This window comes from Deinococcus budaensis (assembly GCF_014201885.1).
GTDB lineage: Bacteria > Deinococcota > Deinococci > Deinococcales > Deinococcaceae > Deinococcus > Deinococcus budaensis.
The window spans coordinates 31,157-49,400 of sequence record NZ_JACHFN010000019.1; the positions used below are offsets into that span (position 1 = coordinate 31,157).

Genomic DNA, 18,244 nt, shown 5'->3' on the forward strand with positions numbered 1-18,244 from the left:
CCACCCCTGCTGCTGTCCATCGACTGGGACGCCTTTTCCGGCACCCGCGAGCTGGTGTTCGACGCCCCCATCTGGGGCACCCGCGACCGCGAGGAAGACCGCCTGCAAGCCTGGCGCGACCGTGCCCGCAGGCGCGGCGGGCCGGGCTGGGAGGGGCTGGCCGCCGACTTCCCCCTCTACCCCGGCGGCGAGGCGCTGGAGCGCTACGCGGGCGTCCCGGCGCACGTCACCCTGACGCACGCGGACGCCTGGACGTGGCTGGAGGCCTACCCCGGTGCCCACGTGCTGAACGTGGACAGCCACCACGACCTCGCCAGCCTCAGCGGCGATCCCGCGCGGGTGCGGCCCGGCAACTGGGCGGGGCTGGCCCTGGCCTCGGGGCGGGCGCGGCAGTACACCTGCTTCTACCCGGGCTGGCACGCGGCCTTGCCCGTCGCGGAGGGCCACGATCTGGAGCGCACCTGGGGCGAGGTCGCGCCGCTGCTCGCGCCCGGCGTGCTGGACCGGGTGACCCTGCGCCGGATGGACGGCCCCAGCGCTGTCCTCCCCGGCCCCGCCGAGGTCACGGCCCTGCTGCTGGTGCAGTCGCCCGCCTGGACCAGCCCCGCGCACGACCCGGCCTTTTTGCGGCTGGCGCGGGTGCTGGACGCCTCGCCGCTGACGCCTCCGCTGGACCGCTCGGACGCCTGTTGACGGGTGGACGAACCTGCTACCCTCAGCGCTGGCCCGTGACCTGTCCTGTCGCTGCGGCTGGAGGAATGACGCCATGACCTATTCCGTCGTCGGCCGCCCGGTCGCCCTGCTGACCGCGCTGTACGCCCTGAGCATCCTGCTTGCCAACCTCACCCTGAACCAGTTCATCCCGCTGCCCGTCTTCGGACTGCTCAGCGTGGGCACCATCTTCTTCGCGGCGGTCTTTACCCTGCGCGACCGGATTCACCGGGCCGGGGGCCTGAAGGCCGTTTACCTCGCCATTGCGCTGGCGCTGCTGGTCAACACCGTGGCGGCGGTGCTCACGGACACGCCGTGGCGCTTTGTCGGCGCGTCCTTTCTCGCCATTCTGGTGGGCGAGCTGGCCGACACCGCCGTCTACCAGCGCCTGATTCAGAAGAGCTGGTGGACCCGCGTGCTGGCGAGCAACGCGGTCAGCGTGCCGCTGGATTCCGTCCTCTTCACGCTGCTGGCCTTCTGGGGCGACATGAGCAGCCGCGACATCACCCAGATCATCTTTGCGGACATCCTCGCCAAGTACGCCATCGCGGCCCTCTTTGCCCTGCGGGTGCGCCGCCTGGCCGGGACCGCCACCCCATGAGTGCGCCCACCGCCCTGCTGAAGACCATCGCCAATGCGCGGCCGGGCCTCCAGACGGTGGTCGAACACGTCCTGCACCTGCCCGAGCTGTGTCCGGCGAGCCGCAACCCCGCGCCCGGCAGCACCCTGACCCTGCGTTACGCGGCGGGCGAGCGGCTGCTGGAGCTGTTCAGCCTGGACACCTACATCGACGCCTTCGTCGGGCACCCGGTCGTGCGCGACATGGAGCTGTTCGTGCAGACGGTCGCGCAGGACGCCGCGAACGCCGCCGGGGTGGAGGTGACCGCCACGGCCGACGTGCGCCTCAACCGGGTGCGGCAGGGCCAGCGGGTGACGGTGGTGGCGGAGCCGGAGACGGGGGAGGCGGGGTAACGCCAGGGGGCGAGTCGTTAAGACCTCGCCCCCTTCCCGTTCCAGCCCGCTACAGCCCCAGCAGTCCCCGGTAGCTCGCCACGATCTGGCCGCCCCAGATCAGGGCGACGACGGCGCCCAGCGCCAGGTACGGCCCGAACTTCACCCGGTTCTCGCGCCGCAGGGCGAGTTGCCCCAGGCCCAGCAGCGCCCCGGCGAACACCGCCACCACCACCGCGACGAGCAGCCGCTCCCAGCCCAGAAAGGCGCCGATCATGGCGGCGAGCTTCACGTCCCCGAAGCCCATCGCGGAGGGGTCGAAGGGGGCGTCCTCCTCCGACTCCGGTTCGCGCCGCCGCCACCAGTACACGCCCGCCAGCAGCGCGGCCCCGCCCGCCGCCGCCAGGGCGCCCTGCACCATCAGGATCAGGCCGGGGCCGGAGCCTGCGCTGCCCACCAGCAGGCTGCCCAGAAACCCGCCGAGGGTCAGGAGTTCGGGCACCCGCACCGCCCGCCGCGCCCCCAGGTTGACAAGGGCCGAGACGAGTGCGGCGCCCAGCCCCCACCCCGGCCCCCCCCACGCACCCACCAGCAGCGCCAGGCTGATCTGCTGGTAGCCGATGGGCGCTTCCGGGTAGCGGCGCTCGCGCCCGCGCCGCAGCACCCACGACCCCAGCAGGTCGATGGTGACGAGCAGTCCCGCGCCCAGCAGCGCGCCCTGCACCGCCTCTACGAGGCTGGGCAACTCCCCCCCGGCCCCCGCGCGGGTGTTCCAGGCGGCGAAGGCCAGCCCCAGCGCCACGCCCGGCAGCGTCAGCGCGTCGGGAATGGTGTAGGTGTCCAGATCGATGGCGCTGGCGACCAGCAGCAGGGTGAACAGCACCATCAGGCCCAGCGGGGCCGCGCCGTACAGGCTCAGGGGGTAGAGCGCCGCGATGACCGCGTAGCCCAGCCCGGTCAGCAGTTCGACCAGCGGGTAGCGCGCCTTGATCGGCGCCCGGCAGTAGCGGCACTTGCCGCCCAGGCTCAGCCACGACCCCAGCGGCACCAGGTCGCGCGGGGCGAGGCGGTGGTCGCAGCGGGGGCAGTGGCTGGGCGGAAAGGCGACATTCTCGCCGCGCGGCAGCCGCCAGATCAGCACGTTGGAAAAGGACCCCACCAGCAGGCCCAGCACACCTGCGAACAGGGCGAGAAGAAGGTCGGGACTCACCCCGGAAGTCTAGGGGCCACGGTCTTACACGGACCTGCCCGGGCTTTTGACCGCGTTCAGAACGGAGCGGCCCCCGGGGGGGTGGGGTGCAGACTGGAAGGTAACCTCGCGCCCCACCTTTCCTTGCCCTGGAGGCTTTGACCCATGACCACCCTGCCTGTGAACGCTGCCCTGTCCTCGCCGCCCGCCCCCTCCCCGCCCCTTCCCCGCATCATCCAGGGCGGCATGGGGGTCGCCATCTCGGGCTGGGAACTCGCGCAGGCCGTCTCGCGCCAGGGGCAGCTCGGGGTGGTGTCGGGCACCGGCATCGACAACCTGATCGTCCGCAGGCTGCAAGACGGCGACCCCGGCGGGCACGTCCGGCGGGCGCTGGGGTACTTTCCCGATCAGGACTGGGCGGGGCAGGCGGTCACCGACTACTACCTGGAGGGGGGCCGCGCGCCCGGCCAGCCCTACAAGCGGGTGCCGCTGCCCACCCTGACCACCCACCGGGTCGCGTGGCGGCTCGCCATCCTGGGCAGTTTCGTGGAGGTCTTTCTGGCGCGCGAGGGGCACCCCAACCCGGTCGGCCTGAACCTCCTGACCAAGCTGCAACTGCACACCATGCCCGCCATGTACGGGGCGATGCTCGCCGGGGTGGACACCGTGATCATGGGCGCCGGGATTCCGCGCGAGGTGCCCGGGGCGCTGGACGCCTTCGCGCAGGGCCAGCCCTACACCTTCCGGGTGGACGTGAAGGGCGACGGCCCGGCCACCGCGCCGCTCACGCTCGACCCCGCCGACTACGGCTTCGGGGGCGTCGAATTGCCGCGTCCGAAGTTCTACCCGATCATCTCCTCGCACGTGCTCGCGGGCGTGCTGACCCGCAAGGCGACGGGCAGCGTCCAGGGCTTCGTGATCGAGGGGCCGACCGCCGGGGGCCACAACGCCCCGCCGCGCGGCCAGACCACCTACGACGAGTCCGGGCAGCCGATCTACGGCGAGCGCGACGTCGCGGACCTCTCCGAGATGCGCAAGATCGGCCTGCCCTTCTGGCTGGCGGGCGGCAGCGGCAGCCCCGAAGCGCTGCAACGGGCGCTCGACGAGGGCGCCGCCGGAATCCAGGTCGGCACCCTCTTCGCCTACTGCGCCGAGAGCGGCCTGCGCCCCGAGACGCGCGAGCACACCCTCGCCGCCGTGCGCGCGGGGCAGGCCAGCGTCTACACCGACCCGCTGGCCTCGCCCACCGGGTTTCCCTTCAAGGTCGTGCAGTTAGAAGGCACCCTCTCCGAACCCGAGGTGTACGCCGCCCGCACCCGCGTGTGCGACATCGGCTACCTGCGCGAGTTCTACTGGCAATCGGAAGGCAAGACCGGGTTGCGCTGCGCCGCCGAACCCGTCGCCGACTATGTCCGCAAGGGCGGCAAGCCGGAAGACACCGTGGGCCGCAAGTGCCTGTGCAACGCCCTGATGGCCGACGCGGGCCAGGCCCAGATTCAGCGGGGCGGCGAGGTCGAGCAGCCTCTGGTCACCAGCGGCGACGATCTGGTCAAGCTGGCAGGCTGGAAGTCGGGGTATACGGCCGGGGACGTGATCTCGTACCTGCTGGGGGAGAGCACGCCGCAGGGCTGACCCGGACAGCAAGAGAGGGCGGCGCAGAGACCCAGTGCGCCGCCCTCTCTGTCAGATGGTCCTCAATGCTTCCCGAAATGCCCGAGCTGCGGCACGTTGGGCCGCCACTCGGGCCGCGCCACGACCTCGCCGTAGAGGTCGTACTCGTCGCTGTCCTCGATGCGGGCCTGCACGATGTCCCCGATCTTGACCGCGCCCGCGAAATCGCCCGCGTACAGGTAGACCTGCCCGTCGATGCCGGGGGCGTCGCCCTTCGTGCGGCCGATCAGGCGGGTGCCGGGAAGGTCCCCCTCGTCGTCGTTGAACTCGTCCACGATGACGTCCATCACCCGGCCCACCTTCTCGGCCAGTTTCTTGGCGCTGATGCGCTGGGCGACCTCCATGAAGCGGGCCAGCCGCTCTTGCTTGACCTCCTCCGGCACCGGGTTCGGCAACGCGTTCGCGTCCGCCTCCTCCACGTCCGAGTAGGCGAAGGCGCCCACCCGGTCCAGCCGCGCGTCTTCGAGGAAGGTCAGCAACTCCTGAAACTCCTCCTCCGTCTCGCCGGGAAAGCCCACGATGAAGGTCGAGCGGATCACCAGTTCCGGGCAGATCTCGCGCCAGCGGCGGATGGTGTCGAGCTGTTTCCCCGCGCCGGGCCGCCGCATCAGCCGCAGGATGCGCGGCGAGGCGTGCTGGAGGGGGATGTCGAGGTACGGCAGGATCTTGCCCTGGCCCATCAGCTCCACGATGCGGTCCACATGCGGGTACGGGTAGACGTAGTGCATCCGCACCCACGCGCCCATCTCGCCCAGCTTCTCCGCGAGGTCGCTGAGGTGCGCCCGCACCATCCCGCCCTGAAACTCGGACTCGCGGTAGCGCACGTCCACCCCGTAGGCGGAGGTGTCCTGCGAGATCACCATCAGTTCCTTGGTGCCGCCCGCGATCAACCGGTAGGCCTCGTACAGCACGGCGCCCGCGTCCCGGCTGACCTGCCGCCCGCGCAGCTTGGGGATGATGCAAAAGGCGCAGGTGTGGTTGCAGCCCTCCGCGATCTTCACGTAGGCGTAGTGCCGGGGCGTGAGCCTCACCGAGGGGGCGAACACGTCGCCGTGACGGGTCGCCTCCCGTTCAGGTCCGGCGCGCTCCGGCTGCTGCACGCCCGGCCGCATCCCGGGCGCGGCCACCGGCAGCAGGCCCGTGAAGGCGCCCTGCTCCAGGGGCAGCAGCTCACGCACATGCCCCATCACGTCGTCCACCGCTTCGGAGCCGGTGATCGCGGCGACCTTGGGGTGGCGCTCCAGAATCTTCTCGGGGCGCTCGCCCAGGCAGCCCGTCACGATCACCTTGCCGGTGGCGTCCAGCGCCTCCCCGATGGCGCTGAGGGACTCTTCCACGGCGGGCGTGATAAAGCCGCAGGTGTTCACGATCACCGCGTGGGCGTCCTCGTAGCTGGGCGCGACCTCGTAGCCCTCGGCGCGCAGCTGGGTCAGGATGCGCTCGGAGTCCACCAGGGCTTTCGGGCAGCCCAGGCTGATAAAGCCCACCTTTTTCAGGGGCGCGGTTCCGGTCGCCGCCTGGGGCAGCGGTTCATTCAGGGTCGTCATCGGTGCATTCCTCCACGCGCCGCCGCCGCGCAGGGACACGCAGGGCAACAAACTCGGCCGGGCAGTCTACAGGGCCGCGCCGGGGGCAGCTAGGGCAGAGGTCACAGGTGGGCGCCCTCCTGGCCCGGCCCCGCACGCTAGACTGCCGGGCGTTATGCAAGCCAAGGTTATCGTCGTCACATCCGGCAAGGGAGGCGTGGGCAAGACCACGACCACCGCCAACATCGGCGCGGGCCTCGCCAAACTCGGCGAGAAGGTCGTCGTCATCGACGTGGACGTGGGTCTCCGGAACCTCGACGTGGTGATGGGCTTGGAAAGCCGGGTGGTGTTCGACCTCGTGGACGTGCTGGAAGGCAAGTGCCGCCTGTCGCAGGCCGTGATCCGCGACAAGCGGGTGGACTCGCTCTACCTGCTCCCCGCCTCCCAGACCCGCGACAAGGACGCCCTGGACCCCGAGGTCTTCAAGGGCGTGGTCCGGCAACTGATCGAGGAGGAAGGCTTTACCCGCGTCCTGATCGACTCGCCCGCCGGGATCGAGTCGGGCTTCAAGACCGCCGCCGCTCCGGCTGAGGGGGCGCTGGTCGTGGTGAACCCGGAGGTGTCCAGCGTGCGCGACGCCGACCGCATCATCGGGCTGCTGGAAGCCCAGCAGGTGCGCGAGATTCGCCTCGTGATCAACCGCCTGCGTCCCAAGATGGTCGCCAGCGGCAACATGCTCTCGGAGGGGGACGTGCTGGAGATCCTGGGGGTCAAGCCCATCGGGATCATCCCCGAAGACGACGGCATCCTGGTCAGCACCAACGTGGGCGAACCCGCCGTGCTGGGCAAGTCGGTGGCGGGGCAGGCCTTTATGGATACCGCCCGGCGCATCAAGGGCGAGGACGTGGCCTACCCCAAGCTGGAGCAGGACAAGGGCTTCTGGTCGATCTGGCGCCGCCTGTTCGGGGGGGCCTGAGATGTTTTCCTGGCTGAACAAACGGCGGTCCAAGGAGACCCTCAAAGACCGCCTGGAACTCGTCCTCGCCTACGACCGCGCGCAGATTCCCCCCGGCAAGGTGGACGCGCTGCGCAACGACCTGCTGGAGGTCGTCAAGCGCTATTTTCCGGCCGGGAACAGCAGCGTCGAGGTCGAGCAGCACGGTGACAAGGTGGTCCTGATGGCCTCCATCGCCATCGACGAGAACGTGGAGAACGCCGGGCGCCGCCGGGAGTAGGCGCCCGCGCGAGGAGGGGTCGGGGGCGAGCCAGGCTTCCCGGCCCTATGCCTTGCCCGCCCGGAAGGTGTGAACTGGAGGCAGCTTTGGGGGTCCGAGACCCTTTACCGAAGCCGCAGAGCAAGTCGCCAGGAGGTGTCTCATGACGGGTGATCTGTTGCCAGCCGCTCCAGCTCTCGCCGGAAAGGTGGCCGTCGTCGCCGGGGCCACGCGCGGCGCCGGGCGCGGCATCGCGACCGAACTGGGGGCGCTGGGCGCGACGGTGGTCTGCACGGGCCGCTCCACCCGCGCAGGCCCCAGCGACCTGGGCCGCGAGCGCAACCGCCCCGAGACCATCGAGGAGACGGCGGAGATTGTGACGGCGGCGGGCGGCCGGGGAGTGCCCCTGCGCTGTGACTACCTCGACGAGGCCGACGTGGGGCGGTTGGCGGAACGGCTCGGGGCCGAGTTCGGCGGGCTGGACGTGCTCGTCAACGACGTGTGGGGCGGCGAGCGCCACAGCGAATGGGGCAAAAAGGCCTGGGAGCTGGACCTGGGCAAGGCCCGCGCCCTGATCGAGGGCGGGCTGTGGACCCACCTCGTCACCGGGCGGTATCTGCTGCCGCTGCTGCGCCCCGGCGGCCTGATCGTGGAGGTCACCGACGGCGACGGCTGGGCCTACCGCGGCAACCTGATCTACGACCTCGCCAAGACCGGCGTGATGCGCCTGGCGCAGGGCTGGGCGCACGAGCTGGAGGGGGACGGGCGCGGCATCACCAGCGTCTCGGTCACGCCCGGCTTTCTGCGCTCCGAGGAGATGCTGGCCCATTTCGGGGTGCAGGAGGCCAGCTGGCGCGACGCCACCGCCCGCGACCCCAACTTCGCCGAGTCGGAGACGCCCCGCCTGGTGGGCCGGGGAATCGCCGCCCTCGCCGCCGATCCGCAGAAGCGCCGGTTTGACGGCCGGGCCCTGGCCTCCTGGACCCTGATGGACGAGTACGGCTTCAGTGACGTGGACGGGCGCAAACCGCACTGGGGCCGCTGGTTCCGGGAGGTGCTGGGGAGGCAGGTCATCACACCGGATCAGGTCTGACGTTCTCCCGCCGCCCTTTTCAGTAACGTGAGCCATGCGCCCAAGCGGCCCGGACACGCCCACCCGACGGCGGGACCCGGCCCCATGACCCTGCCGCCCGGCGCCTTCGAGCCGGACTCCCGCGCCGGGTGGCGCGCGTGGCTGGAGGCGCACCACGAGACCGACAAGGGCGTGTGGCTGGTGCTGCGGAAAAAGGCGGCCGGTCCGGTGAACCTGACGGGGGGCGAGGCCGTGGAGGAGGCCCTGTGCTTCGGCTGGATCGACTCCAAACCGCGCAAGCTCGACGAAACGCGCTCCATGCTGTATTTCGCGCCGCGCCGGGCGGGCAGCGGCTGGAGCGCCGTGAACAAGGCCCGGATCGAGAGGATGCAGGCGGCGGGCCGCATGACCCCGGCGGGGCAGGCGAAGATCGACGCGGCTATCCGGGACGGCTCGTGGACCCGGCTCGACGCGGTGGACGCCCTGGAGGTGCCGCCTGACCTGGCAGGAGCGCTCGCCGCCGAAGCGGGCGCGCGGGCGCAGTGGGACGCTTTTCCCCGCAGCGCGCGGCGCGGCATCCTCGACTGGATTGCGGGGGCGAAGACGGCCGCCACCCGCGAGAAACGGGTGCGCGAGACGGCCACGCTCGCCGCGCGGGGGGAGCGGGCCAACGCCTGGCCGCCGCCGGGAAAGCGCCGGGCTTAACCGCGTCTCAATCTGATGGGGGCTTCCCGCTTGAATCGGTAAAGTACCCGGCATGGAATACCGCAACCTCGGCAAGAGCGGCCTCAAGGTCTCGGAAGTCTCCCTGGGCGGCTGGGTCACCTTCGGGCACTCGGTCCACGACGAGACGATGGTCCGCGACATCGTGATGAAAGCCTACGAGGAGGGCGTGAACTTCTTCGACCAGGCCGACGTGTATGCGCGTGGCCGCTCCGAAGAACTGATGGGCGCCGTGCTGCGCGAGCTGCCCCGGCACACGCTGGTGATTTCCAGCAAGGTCTTCTGGCCGATGAGCGACGACGTGAACGACCGCGGGCTGTCGCGCAAGCACATCCTGCATTCCATCGACGGGTCGCTGAGGCGCCTGGGCACCGACCACCTCGACATCTACTTCGCTCACCGCTACGACGACAGCGTGCCGATGGAGGAGATCGTGATGGCTTTCGATCAGGTCATCCGCGACGGCAAGGCCCTGTACTGGGGCACCTCGATGTGGCCCGCCGCGCGCATCGCCCAGGCCGTGGAATTTGCCAAGGCCCACGGCCTGCACGCGCCCGTCACCGAGCAGCCCGAGTACTCCATGCTGCGCCGCGAGCGCGTCGAGGGCGAGATTCTGCCCTACACCGAGCAGGCGGGCGTCGGGCTGGTGGTGTGGAGTCCGCTGGCGATGGGCTTACTCACCGGCAAGTACGACGAGGGCCGCCCCGAGGGTTCCCGCCTGACCGACAACGAGAACTGGGGCAAGAACTTCCTGACCGATGAGAACATCCAGAAGGTGCGCGATCTCAAGCCGGTCGCCGACGACCTGGGCATCACCCGCGCCCAGCTCGCGCTGGCGTGGATTCTGCGCCAGCCGGGCGTGAGCAGCGTCATCACCGGGGCCACCAAGGTCGGGCAGATCGAGGACACCGTCCGGGCGGCGGGCGTGCGGCTCAGCGAGGACGTGACCCGCCGCATCGAGGACATCCTGACCTGCTGAGCGGGGGGAGGGGCGGCAGCCCGGGGGCGGTGGGGAGAGCGGTGTTCCTCAGCGCCCCCGCTTCCGGGCGGCCCGGCCCGTTCCCCCGGCCTGAGGGTCCGCCTGCACGGGCGTGGGGAGGGGGGGCCAGACCCGGTTGCGTCCCGCCCGCTTGGCGCGGTAGAGCTGCTCGTCGGCCTGCTCCAGGGCGGTCCGGAAGGCCTGGTCCCCGGCCCCCGGCGCCGGAGCGTAGCCCGCGCTGACCGTGAGGTGCAGGCCCGGGGGCAGCCCGCTCCAGCCCTGCGCCCCGACCGCCCGGCGCAGCTCCTCGACCAGGGCGGGCGCGCCGGCCGGGGGCAGACCAGGCACGACCAGCAGGAATTCCTCGCCGCCGTAGCGGACCAGCAGGCTGCCGGCCGGGGCCTGGGCGCGCAGGCGCAGGGCCACGGCGCGCAGGGCCGCGTCCCCGACCGCGTGCGAGTGGCGGTCGTTGACGCTCTTGAAGTCGTCGATGTCGAACAGGGCGAGCAGCAGGGGAGCGCCGCCCGCGCCGGCCAGCTCGGTCAGGGCGTCGTGCAGGCCCCGGCGGTTGAGCAGCCCGGTGAGGGGGTCCTGGCGGGCCTGGTCCTCGGCGCGGCGCACGCTGTCTTGCCAGCCCTGGGCCAGGGCGCGGGCCTGGCGCAACTCGCGCGCCAGATCGTCGTGGCGGCCCTCGATCTGGGCCAGGCGGCCCAGGGCCAGCTGCGCGCCGCTCAGCGCCTCCCGCAAGGTCTCCAGCGCCGCCGCCAGGTCGCCCTGGCGCTCGTACAGCCCCGCCACCGCCCGCAGGATGTCCTGGGTCTCGCGGTGACGCTGCTGCGCGCGGGCGCTTGCCAGCGCGGCGGCGTAGTGCTGCTGGGCTTCGCCGAACTGGCCCTGGGCCGCCCGCACCTCGGCCAGCGCCAGCCAGGCGTCGAGGTAGGACTGCTGGCCCAGCTGGGTGTGGTGGTCCAGTGCGGCCAGCGCGTGGTCCTCGGCGCAGCTCAGGCGGCCTTCGAGCAGGCACAGCCGGGCCGCGTGGGCCTCGGTCAGCAGCGCGAGCAGGCGGTCGGGCCGCTCCGCCAGCCCCGCGCGGGTGGCCGCGATGGCCGCGCGGGTGCGGGCGCGGGCCTCGGCCTCGGCTTCGGGCCGGCCCCGCTCGCGGGCCTCGCGGGCCAGGTTGAGCAGGGTGTGGGCGCGGTTTTCGTGCAGGTAGAGGCCCAGACTCCCCCGGTCGGGGTCGGGAAGCGACGCCAGCAGTTCTTCCAGCACGTTGAGCTGGTGCAGCGCCTGGGCGTGGTCCCCGGCCAGGTTTTCCAGGTACGCCAGGTTCACCGAGGCGTGCCCGAGGTCCACGGGGTCGGCGGCCCGGCGCGCCAGCGCCTGCGCGCCTTCCAGGTCGCGCCGCGCGCCCACCAGGTCCCCGGTCGACATCCGGACGATGGCGCGGTTGTTGAAAACCCGCGACTCCAGGTCACGCAGGCCATGCTCCTGGGCGAGGTCGAGCGCCAGCGCCAGGTGCTCGAAGGCGCGCTCGTGCCTTCCCTGGGTCGCCTCGATGCCGCCCAGCACCGAGAGGATTTCCACCGTGAGGCCGGGGCGGCGGGCGAGGGCCGCCCCGGCCTCCAGCGCCCGCGCCAGCGCCGTCTGGGCCAGCGCCAGGGCCAGGGCCAGCGCGCGCCCGCGAAAGTGCCGCGCCAGCGCCAGAAACGCCGCCGCGCGCTCCGGGCCGCTCGCCGCGCGGTCCAGGGCCGCGAGCAGGGCAGGCGGAGTGTCGGGCGGCAGGCTCGGCGGCTCCAGAAAGAGGGCTGGCATGGCGGTCATTCTCGCGCGCCGACTCTTGCAGGGTCCTGACCTGTCTGGGGCCCCTTCGCCCCCTCCCCCCGCTGCCCCGTCCAGGGCCGCGCCGCCGGGCGCCGGGGGGCGCTCTTTGCAACTTTGGGCGCACGCGCCGGTCACCTCGCGCCCCTATGCTGACGGGGTGGCAGCCATCGAAACGCGGGAATTGCGCAAAGTGTACCGGGGCCGGGCGGTGGTCGACGGCCTGTCGTTGAGGGTGGAGGAGGGCGAGGTCTTCGGCTTCCTGGGTCCCAACGGGGCGGGCAAGAGCACCACGGTCAAGATGCTGCTGGGGCTGGTGCAGCCCTCGGGGGGCGAGGCGCTGGTCCTGGGCGGGCGGCCGTCGGACCCGGCGGTGCGCGCCCGCCTGGGCTTCTTGCCCGAGCAGTTCCGCTTTCAGACCTGGATGACCGGCCAGGAATTCCTGCACTTTCACGGCCGCCTCGCGGGCCTGGGGGCGGCCGAGCTGCGGACCCGGGTGCCCGAGGTGCTGGAGGAAGTCGGGCTGGGCGGGCGCGGCGGCGAGACGCTGGGCGGCTATTCCAAGGGCATGCTTCAGCGCGCCGGGCTGGCAGGAGCGATTCTGGCGCGGCCCCGGCTGGTCTTTCTCGACGAGCCGACCTCGGCGCTCGACCCCATCGGGCGGGTGGAGGTGCGCGAGATCATCGAGCGGCTGCGCGCTTCCGGCGTGGCGGTCTTTCTCAACTCGCACCTGCTCTCGGAAGTCGAACAGGTCTGCGACCGGGTGGCCTTTGTCAAGGCGGGGCGGGTGCTGCGGCAGGGGTCGATGCGCGAGCTGATGGGCGGCGTGCTGCCGGTGGACCTGCGGGTGGACACGCTCTCGCCCGAGCTGCTCGCGGCGCTGGGCCGCGTCGGCGAGGTGCGCCACACCGACGCGCACACGCCGGGCCGGGTGGACGTGACCCTCTGGCTGGAGCGCGAGGACGCCCTTCCGGCCCTGGCCGACGCCGTTCACGGGCACGGCGCCCGGCTCTACGCGCTCTCGCCCCGGCGCCCCGATCTGGAAACGATGTTCCTCGAACTGATCGAGGGGGGCGCGCCGCAAGGGCAGCCCTCCCGGAGCGCCGTTCATGCGTAACGCCCTCCTGATCGCCGAACTCTCCCTGCGCGAGGCGGTGCGCAAGCGGCTGGTCGTCGTGCTGCTGCTGCTCACCGCCGCGTTCGTGGGCTTTTACCTCTACGGGGTCTTCCGGCTGGAGGGAACGCTCGACCAGCGCGCCATCGACGCGGGGCTGGAGGGCCGCAGCGCGAGCGGCGCGGCCAACCTGCCCGTCATGTACGCCACCCTGTTCGGCATGTACCTGGTGTTCTTCCTGGGGTCGCTGATGGCGGTGCTCTCCAGCGTGGGGGCCGTCAGCGCCGACATCGAGAGCGGCGTGATGCAGTCGGTGCTGGCCCGCCCGGTGCGCCGCGCCGAACTTGTCGCGGGGCGCTGGCTGGGGTTCACGCTGGTGAACGTGGTGTACGTGGCGCTGGTCAGCGCGGCGCTTCTGACCGGTATCTACCTGATCAGCGGTTTCGTGCCCCCGGCGCCGCTCCCGGCCGTGGGGCTGGTGCTGCTCGCCATCACCCTGATCACGGCGCTGACCGTGCTGGGCAGCACGCTCTTTACCACCCTCGCCAACGGCATCGGCGTGTTCGTGCTGTACGGGGCGGGCTTCGCGGGCGGCATCCTGGGCGCCATCGGCAGCCTGTCGGACAGCCCGACGCTGGTCACGCTGGGCCGGGTCGCCAACACGCTGATGCCCACCAACGCCCTGTGGCTGGGCGCGACCTACCACCTTCAGCCGGAGGTGCTGCTGCAAGTCGGCGAGGCCACGCGCGGCGCCAACCCGCTGTTCAGCACCGTGCCCATCGCCTCCGGGATGGTCGCGTGGGCCGCCGCCTACGCCGCGCTCGCCGTGCTGCTCGCCATGTGGCGCTTCAGCCGCCGCGACCTGTAGCGGCGAGGCAATCAGCGGGGGACCTCCGGGCGGGTGACGGAGGTCCCGGCCGTTTGCGGGCAGGAAGCCTTCTCAGGACCCCGGCTGGACCAGGCGGCAGGCCGTCAAGGCAGCAAGAAGCCGGAAGCGCGCGGCTCCCGGCGGGTGGCAAGGGCGCCCACGTGCCCTGCCTGGTGCTTCAGCGGCGCTCCTCGCCTCCGGGAGCCTCGCCCCTGGGGGCAGGGTCGCTGCCCGGACGCGGCGCCGGGGTGTCCGCTGCGTGGGGCCGGGGCATGGCGTCGGGCACGGTGGGTTCGGTGCCGGGCGGGAGGTCGGCCTCGGGGCCGGAGGTAAAGCGCGGCCGGTTCTCCAGGCGGTCAGGCGCCTCTACCGGGGGGGCGGGCGAGGCGACGAGGGTGGCGGGCATGTGTGGCGGCGGGGTGGCCCCGGCTCCCGCGCCCGCCCCGTGCGGGTCCGCGCCATAGGCTCCAGCCTCGTGCGACAGCTCGCGGATCAGGCGCTCGCGGGCGCTGATCTCCTCGTCTACCCGGCGGATGTCTTCCTGCACGCCCTGCAAGACCTCCAGATCGGCGCCCGCGTGGTACGAGCGGCCCAGCCGGGCGTAGAGGGCGTCGAGTTCGCGCGTGAGCTGGAAGACCTCCAGCCGCAGGCGCGTCGTCTGCGCGACCTCCTCGCCCCGGCGCTGCACCCGCCCGGCGCCCCGGCGCACACTGTTCAGAAGGTTGTCCAGCATGGCCGCATTGTCCCTCCGCGTCCCTGAGGGCGGGTGAGGGGCGGTTCACCCCCGCTTGGCGCTCGGCGGCTCCCCGGAAGGGCAGCGCGCCTGGGCGCCCGGGAGGTTCAGGCGGGCGTGACCGCGCGCTCGGGCGCCGGGGCGGGGTCGGGGGCCGCCGGGCCGAGCAGGTGCGCCAGCGCCAGCGGGATCGCCGCGTCCCAGCCTTGCGGGTGGCAGGCGGCGGGGTAGGGGACCGGGGGACCGTCCTCGCGCGGAAAGCCCGCCAGCAGCTCGCTGAGGCGGAAGTCGGGTGCCCAGCGGGCCACGTCGAACAGCGCGCGGGCGACCTGCCTGGCCCCGGCGTGCAGGCCGTAGCGTTCCATGCCCAGGGCGGCGGCGGCGGTGTCGTGGGGCCACACGCTGCCGTTGTGGTAGGAGACCGGGTTGTAGCGAATCTCGTTTACCCCCAGGGTGCGGATGCCCCAGCCGCTCCACAGTTCCTCGCCCAGCGCCGTGCGCGCGACCTGCGGGGCGTACTCGGGCGGAATGATCCCGGTCCAGAGGGTGTGGGCCGGGTTGCTCACCAGCACCCGCAGCGGCCGCTTGTCGCCGTTCAGGCCGTGGGCGTAGTAGCCGCGCTCGGGCCACCAGAAGGCGCGCTGGAAGGTCTCGCGCAGCTGCTGGGCGCGGGCCTCCCACTCGGGCGCCCGGTCCGGTTCCCCGAGGTCGCGGTACATCCGCGCGGCGGCGAGGTAGGCGGCGTAGGCGTAGCCCTGCACCTCGATCACCGCGACGTGGCCCTGGACGTCCACGCCGTCCTCGGTGAAGGTCGAGTCGCCGCTGTCTTTCCACACCGCGTTGGTGATGCCGCCGGGGTCGGGGGTGTACTCGATCAGGCCGTCGCCGTCGGGGTCGCCGTAGGTCGTCAGCCATTCCAGCGCCGCTTCCCAGTGGGGGCGCAACTCGCGCGCCAGTTCGGGGGTCTGGCGGCTGATCTCGCCCACCAGCCACACGAACAGGGGCGTGGCGTCGGCGGTCGCGTAGTAGGGGCGGTGGGGCGTGCGGCCCAGCCGGGTGAGTTCGCCCACCCGCTCCTCGTGGAGGATCTTGCCGGGTTGCTCCAGCGTGACCGGGTCGAGCCTTTGCCCCTGCCGCGCGGCGAGGTAGCGCGCCACCGTCACCGCGAGGCCAGGGCGGTGCTCACGCACCAGCAGCGCGATAATCAGGCTGTCGCGGCCGAAGGGCGCCACGAACCAGGGCAGCCCCGCCGCCGGAAAGGCTCCCGCCTCGGTCTGAAAGCTCAGGCTGCGCAGGTCTTGCACGCTGCGCTCCAGCACGCGCTGGTCGAGGGGATCGGGCAGGGTCAGCCCCGCGTGCAGCCCGGCGTACTCGCGCGCCAACGCCTCCGGGTCGCCGGGCGTGGGGGTCTCGTCTCCCTGGAGGGGAAAGACGCTGACCCGCAGCTCGGTGTCGCCGCTGATCTCCCAGGCCAGTGCCGCGCCGTCCCAGACGGGTTCGGGGGTCGCCTGCACCAGGGTGCGGCAGCGCAGGCCGTCTCCGGCCAGGTAGCTGAACTCTACGCCGCCGGGCACGGCGCGGGTCTCGACCGCGCGCGGGCCGAGGCCGCCCGGCCAGCCGCGCACCTCGAACATGTCCACGAAGTCGGCGCCCAGCTCCAGCCGCAACTGGTGGGTGCCGGGCTGGTACAGGGTCACGCGCAGGGTGTCGCGCAGCTCGGTCGCCGTGACCGTGAGGTCGCGGCGGTAGCCCAGGCGCATGGTGTAGCCCACGTTGGGATTGGCCCCCTCCTCGCGCAGCCAGAAGGGCCAGCGCTCGTGCAGCGCCAGATGCTGGGGCGGCTGGCCGTCCACGCGCCAGGCGTAGCGGGAGAGGTAGCGGGTGTCGCGGCGGTACAGCCCTCCCTCCTCGCCGACCGCCTGATAGTGGCGGTTCCCGACAAGGTAGAGGTCGTTTTCTTTCAGGACGGTGCGGGTACTCAGCATGGGACTCTCTCGGAAGGCAGCGGCCGCCGGGCGGGGCGGGGCACGCGCGCCGCCGCCCGGACAGGGGAGAAGGAAAGGGGGGCAAGGCGGACGCGCCGCAACACCGGGGCCTCAGCCCTTGACGGCGCTGTCGGCCCCGGTGTCCACGAAGTAGCGCTGGAAGATCACGAAGATGATGATGACCGGAATCGCGCTGAGCACGGCGCCCGCCAGGATCAGGCCGTAGTCGCCCTGCCCGCCGTACAGCGCGCGGAAGTTCGACAGCCCCACCGTCAGCGTGAAGTCGGTGTTCTCGCGCAAGATCACCAGCGGCCAGAAAAAGTCGTTCCAGGCCCCCTGAAACTGGGTGATCGCCAGCGCGATCAATGCCGGACCCGCCTGCGGCAGCATCACCCGCCAGAAGGTCGTGAAGGGGCCGGCGCCGTCGATGGCGGCCGATTCTTCCAGCTCGCGCGGCATCCCCTCGAAAAACTGCTTCATCAGAAAGACGCCGCCCGCCGCGACCAGCCCGTTGAACCACAGGCCCCAGATGTTCAGCAGGCCCAGGTCATTGAGCAGCACGTAGTTGCTGACCAGGTTGACCTGGCTGGGTACCATCTGCGCAAACAGCACGAACGCCAGGAAGATCAGCGTCTGGCCGGGAAAGTTCAGCCGCGCCAGGGCGTACCCCGCCAGCGAGCAGAACACCACGGCGGCAGCCACCCGCAAGAAGGCGTACAGGAACGAGTTGAGCATCCACGAGAAAAACAGGCTGGTGCCGGTAGCGGGGTTGGTCGTCTCGTTAAAGGCCCGGCGGTAGTTGTTGAAGGTGTAGCCCAGGATGCCCGGCGTCACGTTGCGGTAGGCCAGCGAGCGCCCGAAGTTCTGGCGGTCACTGGGCGGCAGGGTGCTGCTCACCAGCGTCTGCCCGCGCTGCACATCTACCTGGAGGGGGGTGCGCTCGAACACCGGCCCCGCGAGGTAATAGCGGCCGCCGCGTTCGACCAGCTCGACCGGCTGGTACTGCGACAGGCTGAACTGCACCGCCTGGGCCTCGGGCGTGTCGAGGATGAGCGGGACCACCCGGCCGCTTTCCAGCCGGGCGCTGAGGCGGTCGCCCTCGGGAGCCGTGAGTTCGCCGGTCACCCGCTGCCCGTTCTGGCGGGTCAGGGCCGGGTAGCGCACCGTGACGCGGTAGGCCTGCACGTCCCCCACCGTGCCCGTGGGCGTGAGCTGTACCTGCGCGAAATCGCGGGCCTGGGCGTAGCGCGTCAGGCTGACCAGGCTGACCGGCTGGTACGGAAACAGCGCCACGCTGGGGGGCGCCGCCGGCGTGCCCTGCGGCGAGCGCACCTGCACGTCGAACGTAACGGTGCGGCCCGGGTACAGCCCGCCGTTCCAGCCCCCACCCCCGCCCTGCACGCCCAGGTCGTAGGCCGCGCCGATGTACTGGGCGCTGAGCTGCGGAATCAGCAGCCGGGGCGGGTACTCGTTGGGGTCGTCTTTCAGGCTGCTCAGCAGGCCCATCAAGAACGGTCCCAGAAAAAAGAAGCTCATCAGCAGCATAAAGGCGTAGAGCCAGCCGGCCCGTGCCCAGCGCCGCCGGGCCAGCCAGCGGTCCCTGGCGGCGGCGCTGGGCGCCGGGTGGTGGGGGGTTTGCAAGACCGTCATGGCCGCCTCCTGAAGCTGTAGACCGGGCCTGCGCGGCCGC

The 18,244-nt window shown here is 71.9% G+C and carries 17 protein-coding genes; 11 read left to right on the plus strand and 6 right to left on the minus strand.

Annotation, left to right across the window (positions count from 1 at the left end; translation table 11 throughout):
* Positions 1 to 6 precede the first annotated feature (6 nt).
* The 3 genes from HNQ09_RS17185 to HNQ09_RS17195 all read left to right on the plus strand — a co-directional run bounded on the left by HNQ09_RS17185 (position 7) and on the right by HNQ09_RS17195 (position 1,683).
* Positions 7 to 693: an arginase gene (locus HNQ09_RS17185; RefSeq protein WP_184031690.1), complete on the plus strand. Its 687-nt coding sequence runs from the start codon at positions 7 to 9 to the stop codon at positions 691 to 693.
* Between the two features lie 73 nt (positions 694 to 766).
* Positions 767 to 1,312, plus strand: coding sequence for a VUT family protein (locus tag HNQ09_RS17190; protein WP_184031660.1), 546 nt, complete (start codon positions 767 to 769; stop codon positions 1,310 to 1,312).
* Positions 1,309 to 1,683 carry a hypothetical protein gene (locus HNQ09_RS17195; RefSeq protein WP_184031661.1) on the plus strand — a complete coding sequence of 125 codons (375 nt, stop codon included), beginning with the start codon at positions 1,309 to 1,311 and terminating at the stop codon, positions 1,681 to 1,683. The genes HNQ09_RS17190 and HNQ09_RS17195 overlap by 4 nt, the downstream gene beginning before the upstream one ends.
* A 49-nt stretch (positions 1,684 to 1,732) precedes the next feature.
* Here the strand turns inward: HNQ09_RS17195 and HNQ09_RS17200 are convergent, their stop codons facing one another.
* Positions 1,733 to 2,872 carry a prepilin peptidase gene (locus HNQ09_RS17200; protein WP_184031662.1) on the minus strand — a complete coding sequence of 380 codons (1,140 nt, stop codon included), beginning with the start codon at positions 2,870 to 2,872 and terminating at the stop codon, positions 1,733 to 1,735.
* 144 nt (positions 2,873 to 3,016) lie between these two features.
* Between HNQ09_RS17200 and HNQ09_RS17205 the strand changes: the two genes are divergently transcribed.
* Entirely contained in the window at positions 3,017 to 4,483 is a 1,467-nt protein-coding gene (locus HNQ09_RS17205; protein ID WP_246363458.1) for a nitronate monooxygenase, read from the plus strand.
* A 62-nt stretch (positions 4,484 to 4,545) separates the two neighbouring features.
* On the opposite strand, the gene rimO is transcribed toward HNQ09_RS17205, so the two are convergent.
* Positions 4,546 to 6,069 (minus strand): 30S ribosomal protein S12 methylthiotransferase RimO, encoded by a 1,524-nt coding sequence (gene rimO, locus HNQ09_RS17210; RefSeq protein ID WP_184031663.1) that lies wholly within the window; start codon positions 6,067 to 6,069, stop codon positions 4,546 to 4,548.
* A gap of 154 nt (positions 6,070 to 6,223) precedes the next feature.
* On the opposite strand from rimO, the gene minD reads away from it, so the two are divergent.
* The 5 genes from minD (at position 6,224) to HNQ09_RS17235 (ending at position 10,036) form a co-directional block, all read left to right on the plus strand.
* Positions 6,224 to 7,024, plus strand: coding sequence for a septum site-determining protein MinD (minD, locus tag HNQ09_RS17215; RefSeq protein ID WP_184031665.1), 801 nt, complete (start codon positions 6,224 to 6,226; stop codon positions 7,022 to 7,024).
* A gap of 1 nt (position 7,025) precedes the next feature.
* The gene (minE, locus tag HNQ09_RS17220; RefSeq protein ID WP_184031666.1) at positions 7,026 to 7,283 is read left to right on the plus strand and encodes a cell division topological specificity factor MinE; all 258 of its coding nucleotides are present in this window, start codon (positions 7,026 to 7,028) and stop codon (positions 7,281 to 7,283) included.
* 142 nt (positions 7,284 to 7,425) lie between these two features.
* Entirely contained in the window at positions 7,426 to 8,355 is a 930-nt protein-coding gene (locus tag HNQ09_RS17225) for an SDR family oxidoreductase (RefSeq protein ID WP_184031667.1), read from the plus strand.
* Positions 8,356 to 8,439: 84 nt separating this feature from the next.
* Complete coding sequence (locus HNQ09_RS17230; protein ID WP_184031668.1) at positions 8,440 to 9,039, plus strand: YdeI/OmpD-associated family protein; 600 nt, start codon at positions 8,440 to 8,442, stop codon at positions 9,037 to 9,039.
* 52 nt (positions 9,040 to 9,091) lie between these two features.
* Entirely contained in the window at positions 9,092 to 10,036 is a 945-nt protein-coding gene (locus HNQ09_RS17235) for an aldo/keto reductase family protein (RefSeq protein ID WP_184031669.1), read from the plus strand.
* 48 nt (positions 10,037 to 10,084) lie between these two features.
* Here HNQ09_RS17235 and HNQ09_RS17240 read toward each other — a convergent pair whose 3' ends face one another.
* Positions 10,085 to 11,857 carry a GGDEF domain-containing protein gene (locus HNQ09_RS17240; protein WP_246363459.1) on the minus strand — a complete coding sequence of 591 codons (1,773 nt, stop codon included), beginning with the start codon at positions 11,855 to 11,857 and terminating at the stop codon, positions 10,085 to 10,087.
* Between the two features lie 157 nt (positions 11,858 to 12,014).
* Between HNQ09_RS17240 and HNQ09_RS17245 the strand changes: the two genes are divergently transcribed.
* Both HNQ09_RS17245 and HNQ09_RS17250 read left to right on the plus strand, forming a co-directional pair.
* Complete coding sequence (locus HNQ09_RS17245) at positions 12,015 to 12,971, plus strand: ABC transporter ATP-binding protein (protein ID WP_343057925.1); 957 nt, start codon at positions 12,015 to 12,017, stop codon at positions 12,969 to 12,971.
* Entirely contained in the window at positions 12,964 to 13,836 is an 873-nt protein-coding gene (locus tag HNQ09_RS17250) for an ABC transporter permease subunit (protein ID WP_184031671.1), read from the plus strand. The genes HNQ09_RS17245 and HNQ09_RS17250 overlap by 8 nt, the downstream gene beginning before the upstream one ends.
* A 178-nt stretch (positions 13,837 to 14,014) precedes the next feature.
* Here HNQ09_RS17250 and HNQ09_RS17255 read toward each other — a convergent pair whose 3' ends face one another.
* From HNQ09_RS17255 to HNQ09_RS17265, 3 genes are all read right to left on the minus strand, one after another.
* Positions 14,015 to 14,569, minus strand: coding sequence for a hypothetical protein (locus tag HNQ09_RS17255; protein WP_184031672.1), 555 nt, complete (start codon positions 14,567 to 14,569; stop codon positions 14,015 to 14,017).
* A gap of 107 nt (positions 14,570 to 14,676) precedes the next feature.
* Positions 14,677 to 16,554, minus strand: coding sequence for an amylo-alpha-1,6-glucosidase (locus HNQ09_RS17260; protein WP_184031674.1), 1,878 nt, complete (start codon positions 16,552 to 16,554; stop codon positions 14,677 to 14,679).
* Between the two features lie 111 nt (positions 16,555 to 16,665).
* On the minus strand, positions 16,666 to 18,204 hold the full coding sequence (locus HNQ09_RS17265) for a carbohydrate ABC transporter permease (protein ID WP_184031675.1): 1,539 nt from the start codon (positions 18,202 to 18,204) through the stop codon (positions 16,666 to 16,668).
* Between the last annotated feature and the right edge of the window lie 40 nt (positions 18,205 to 18,244).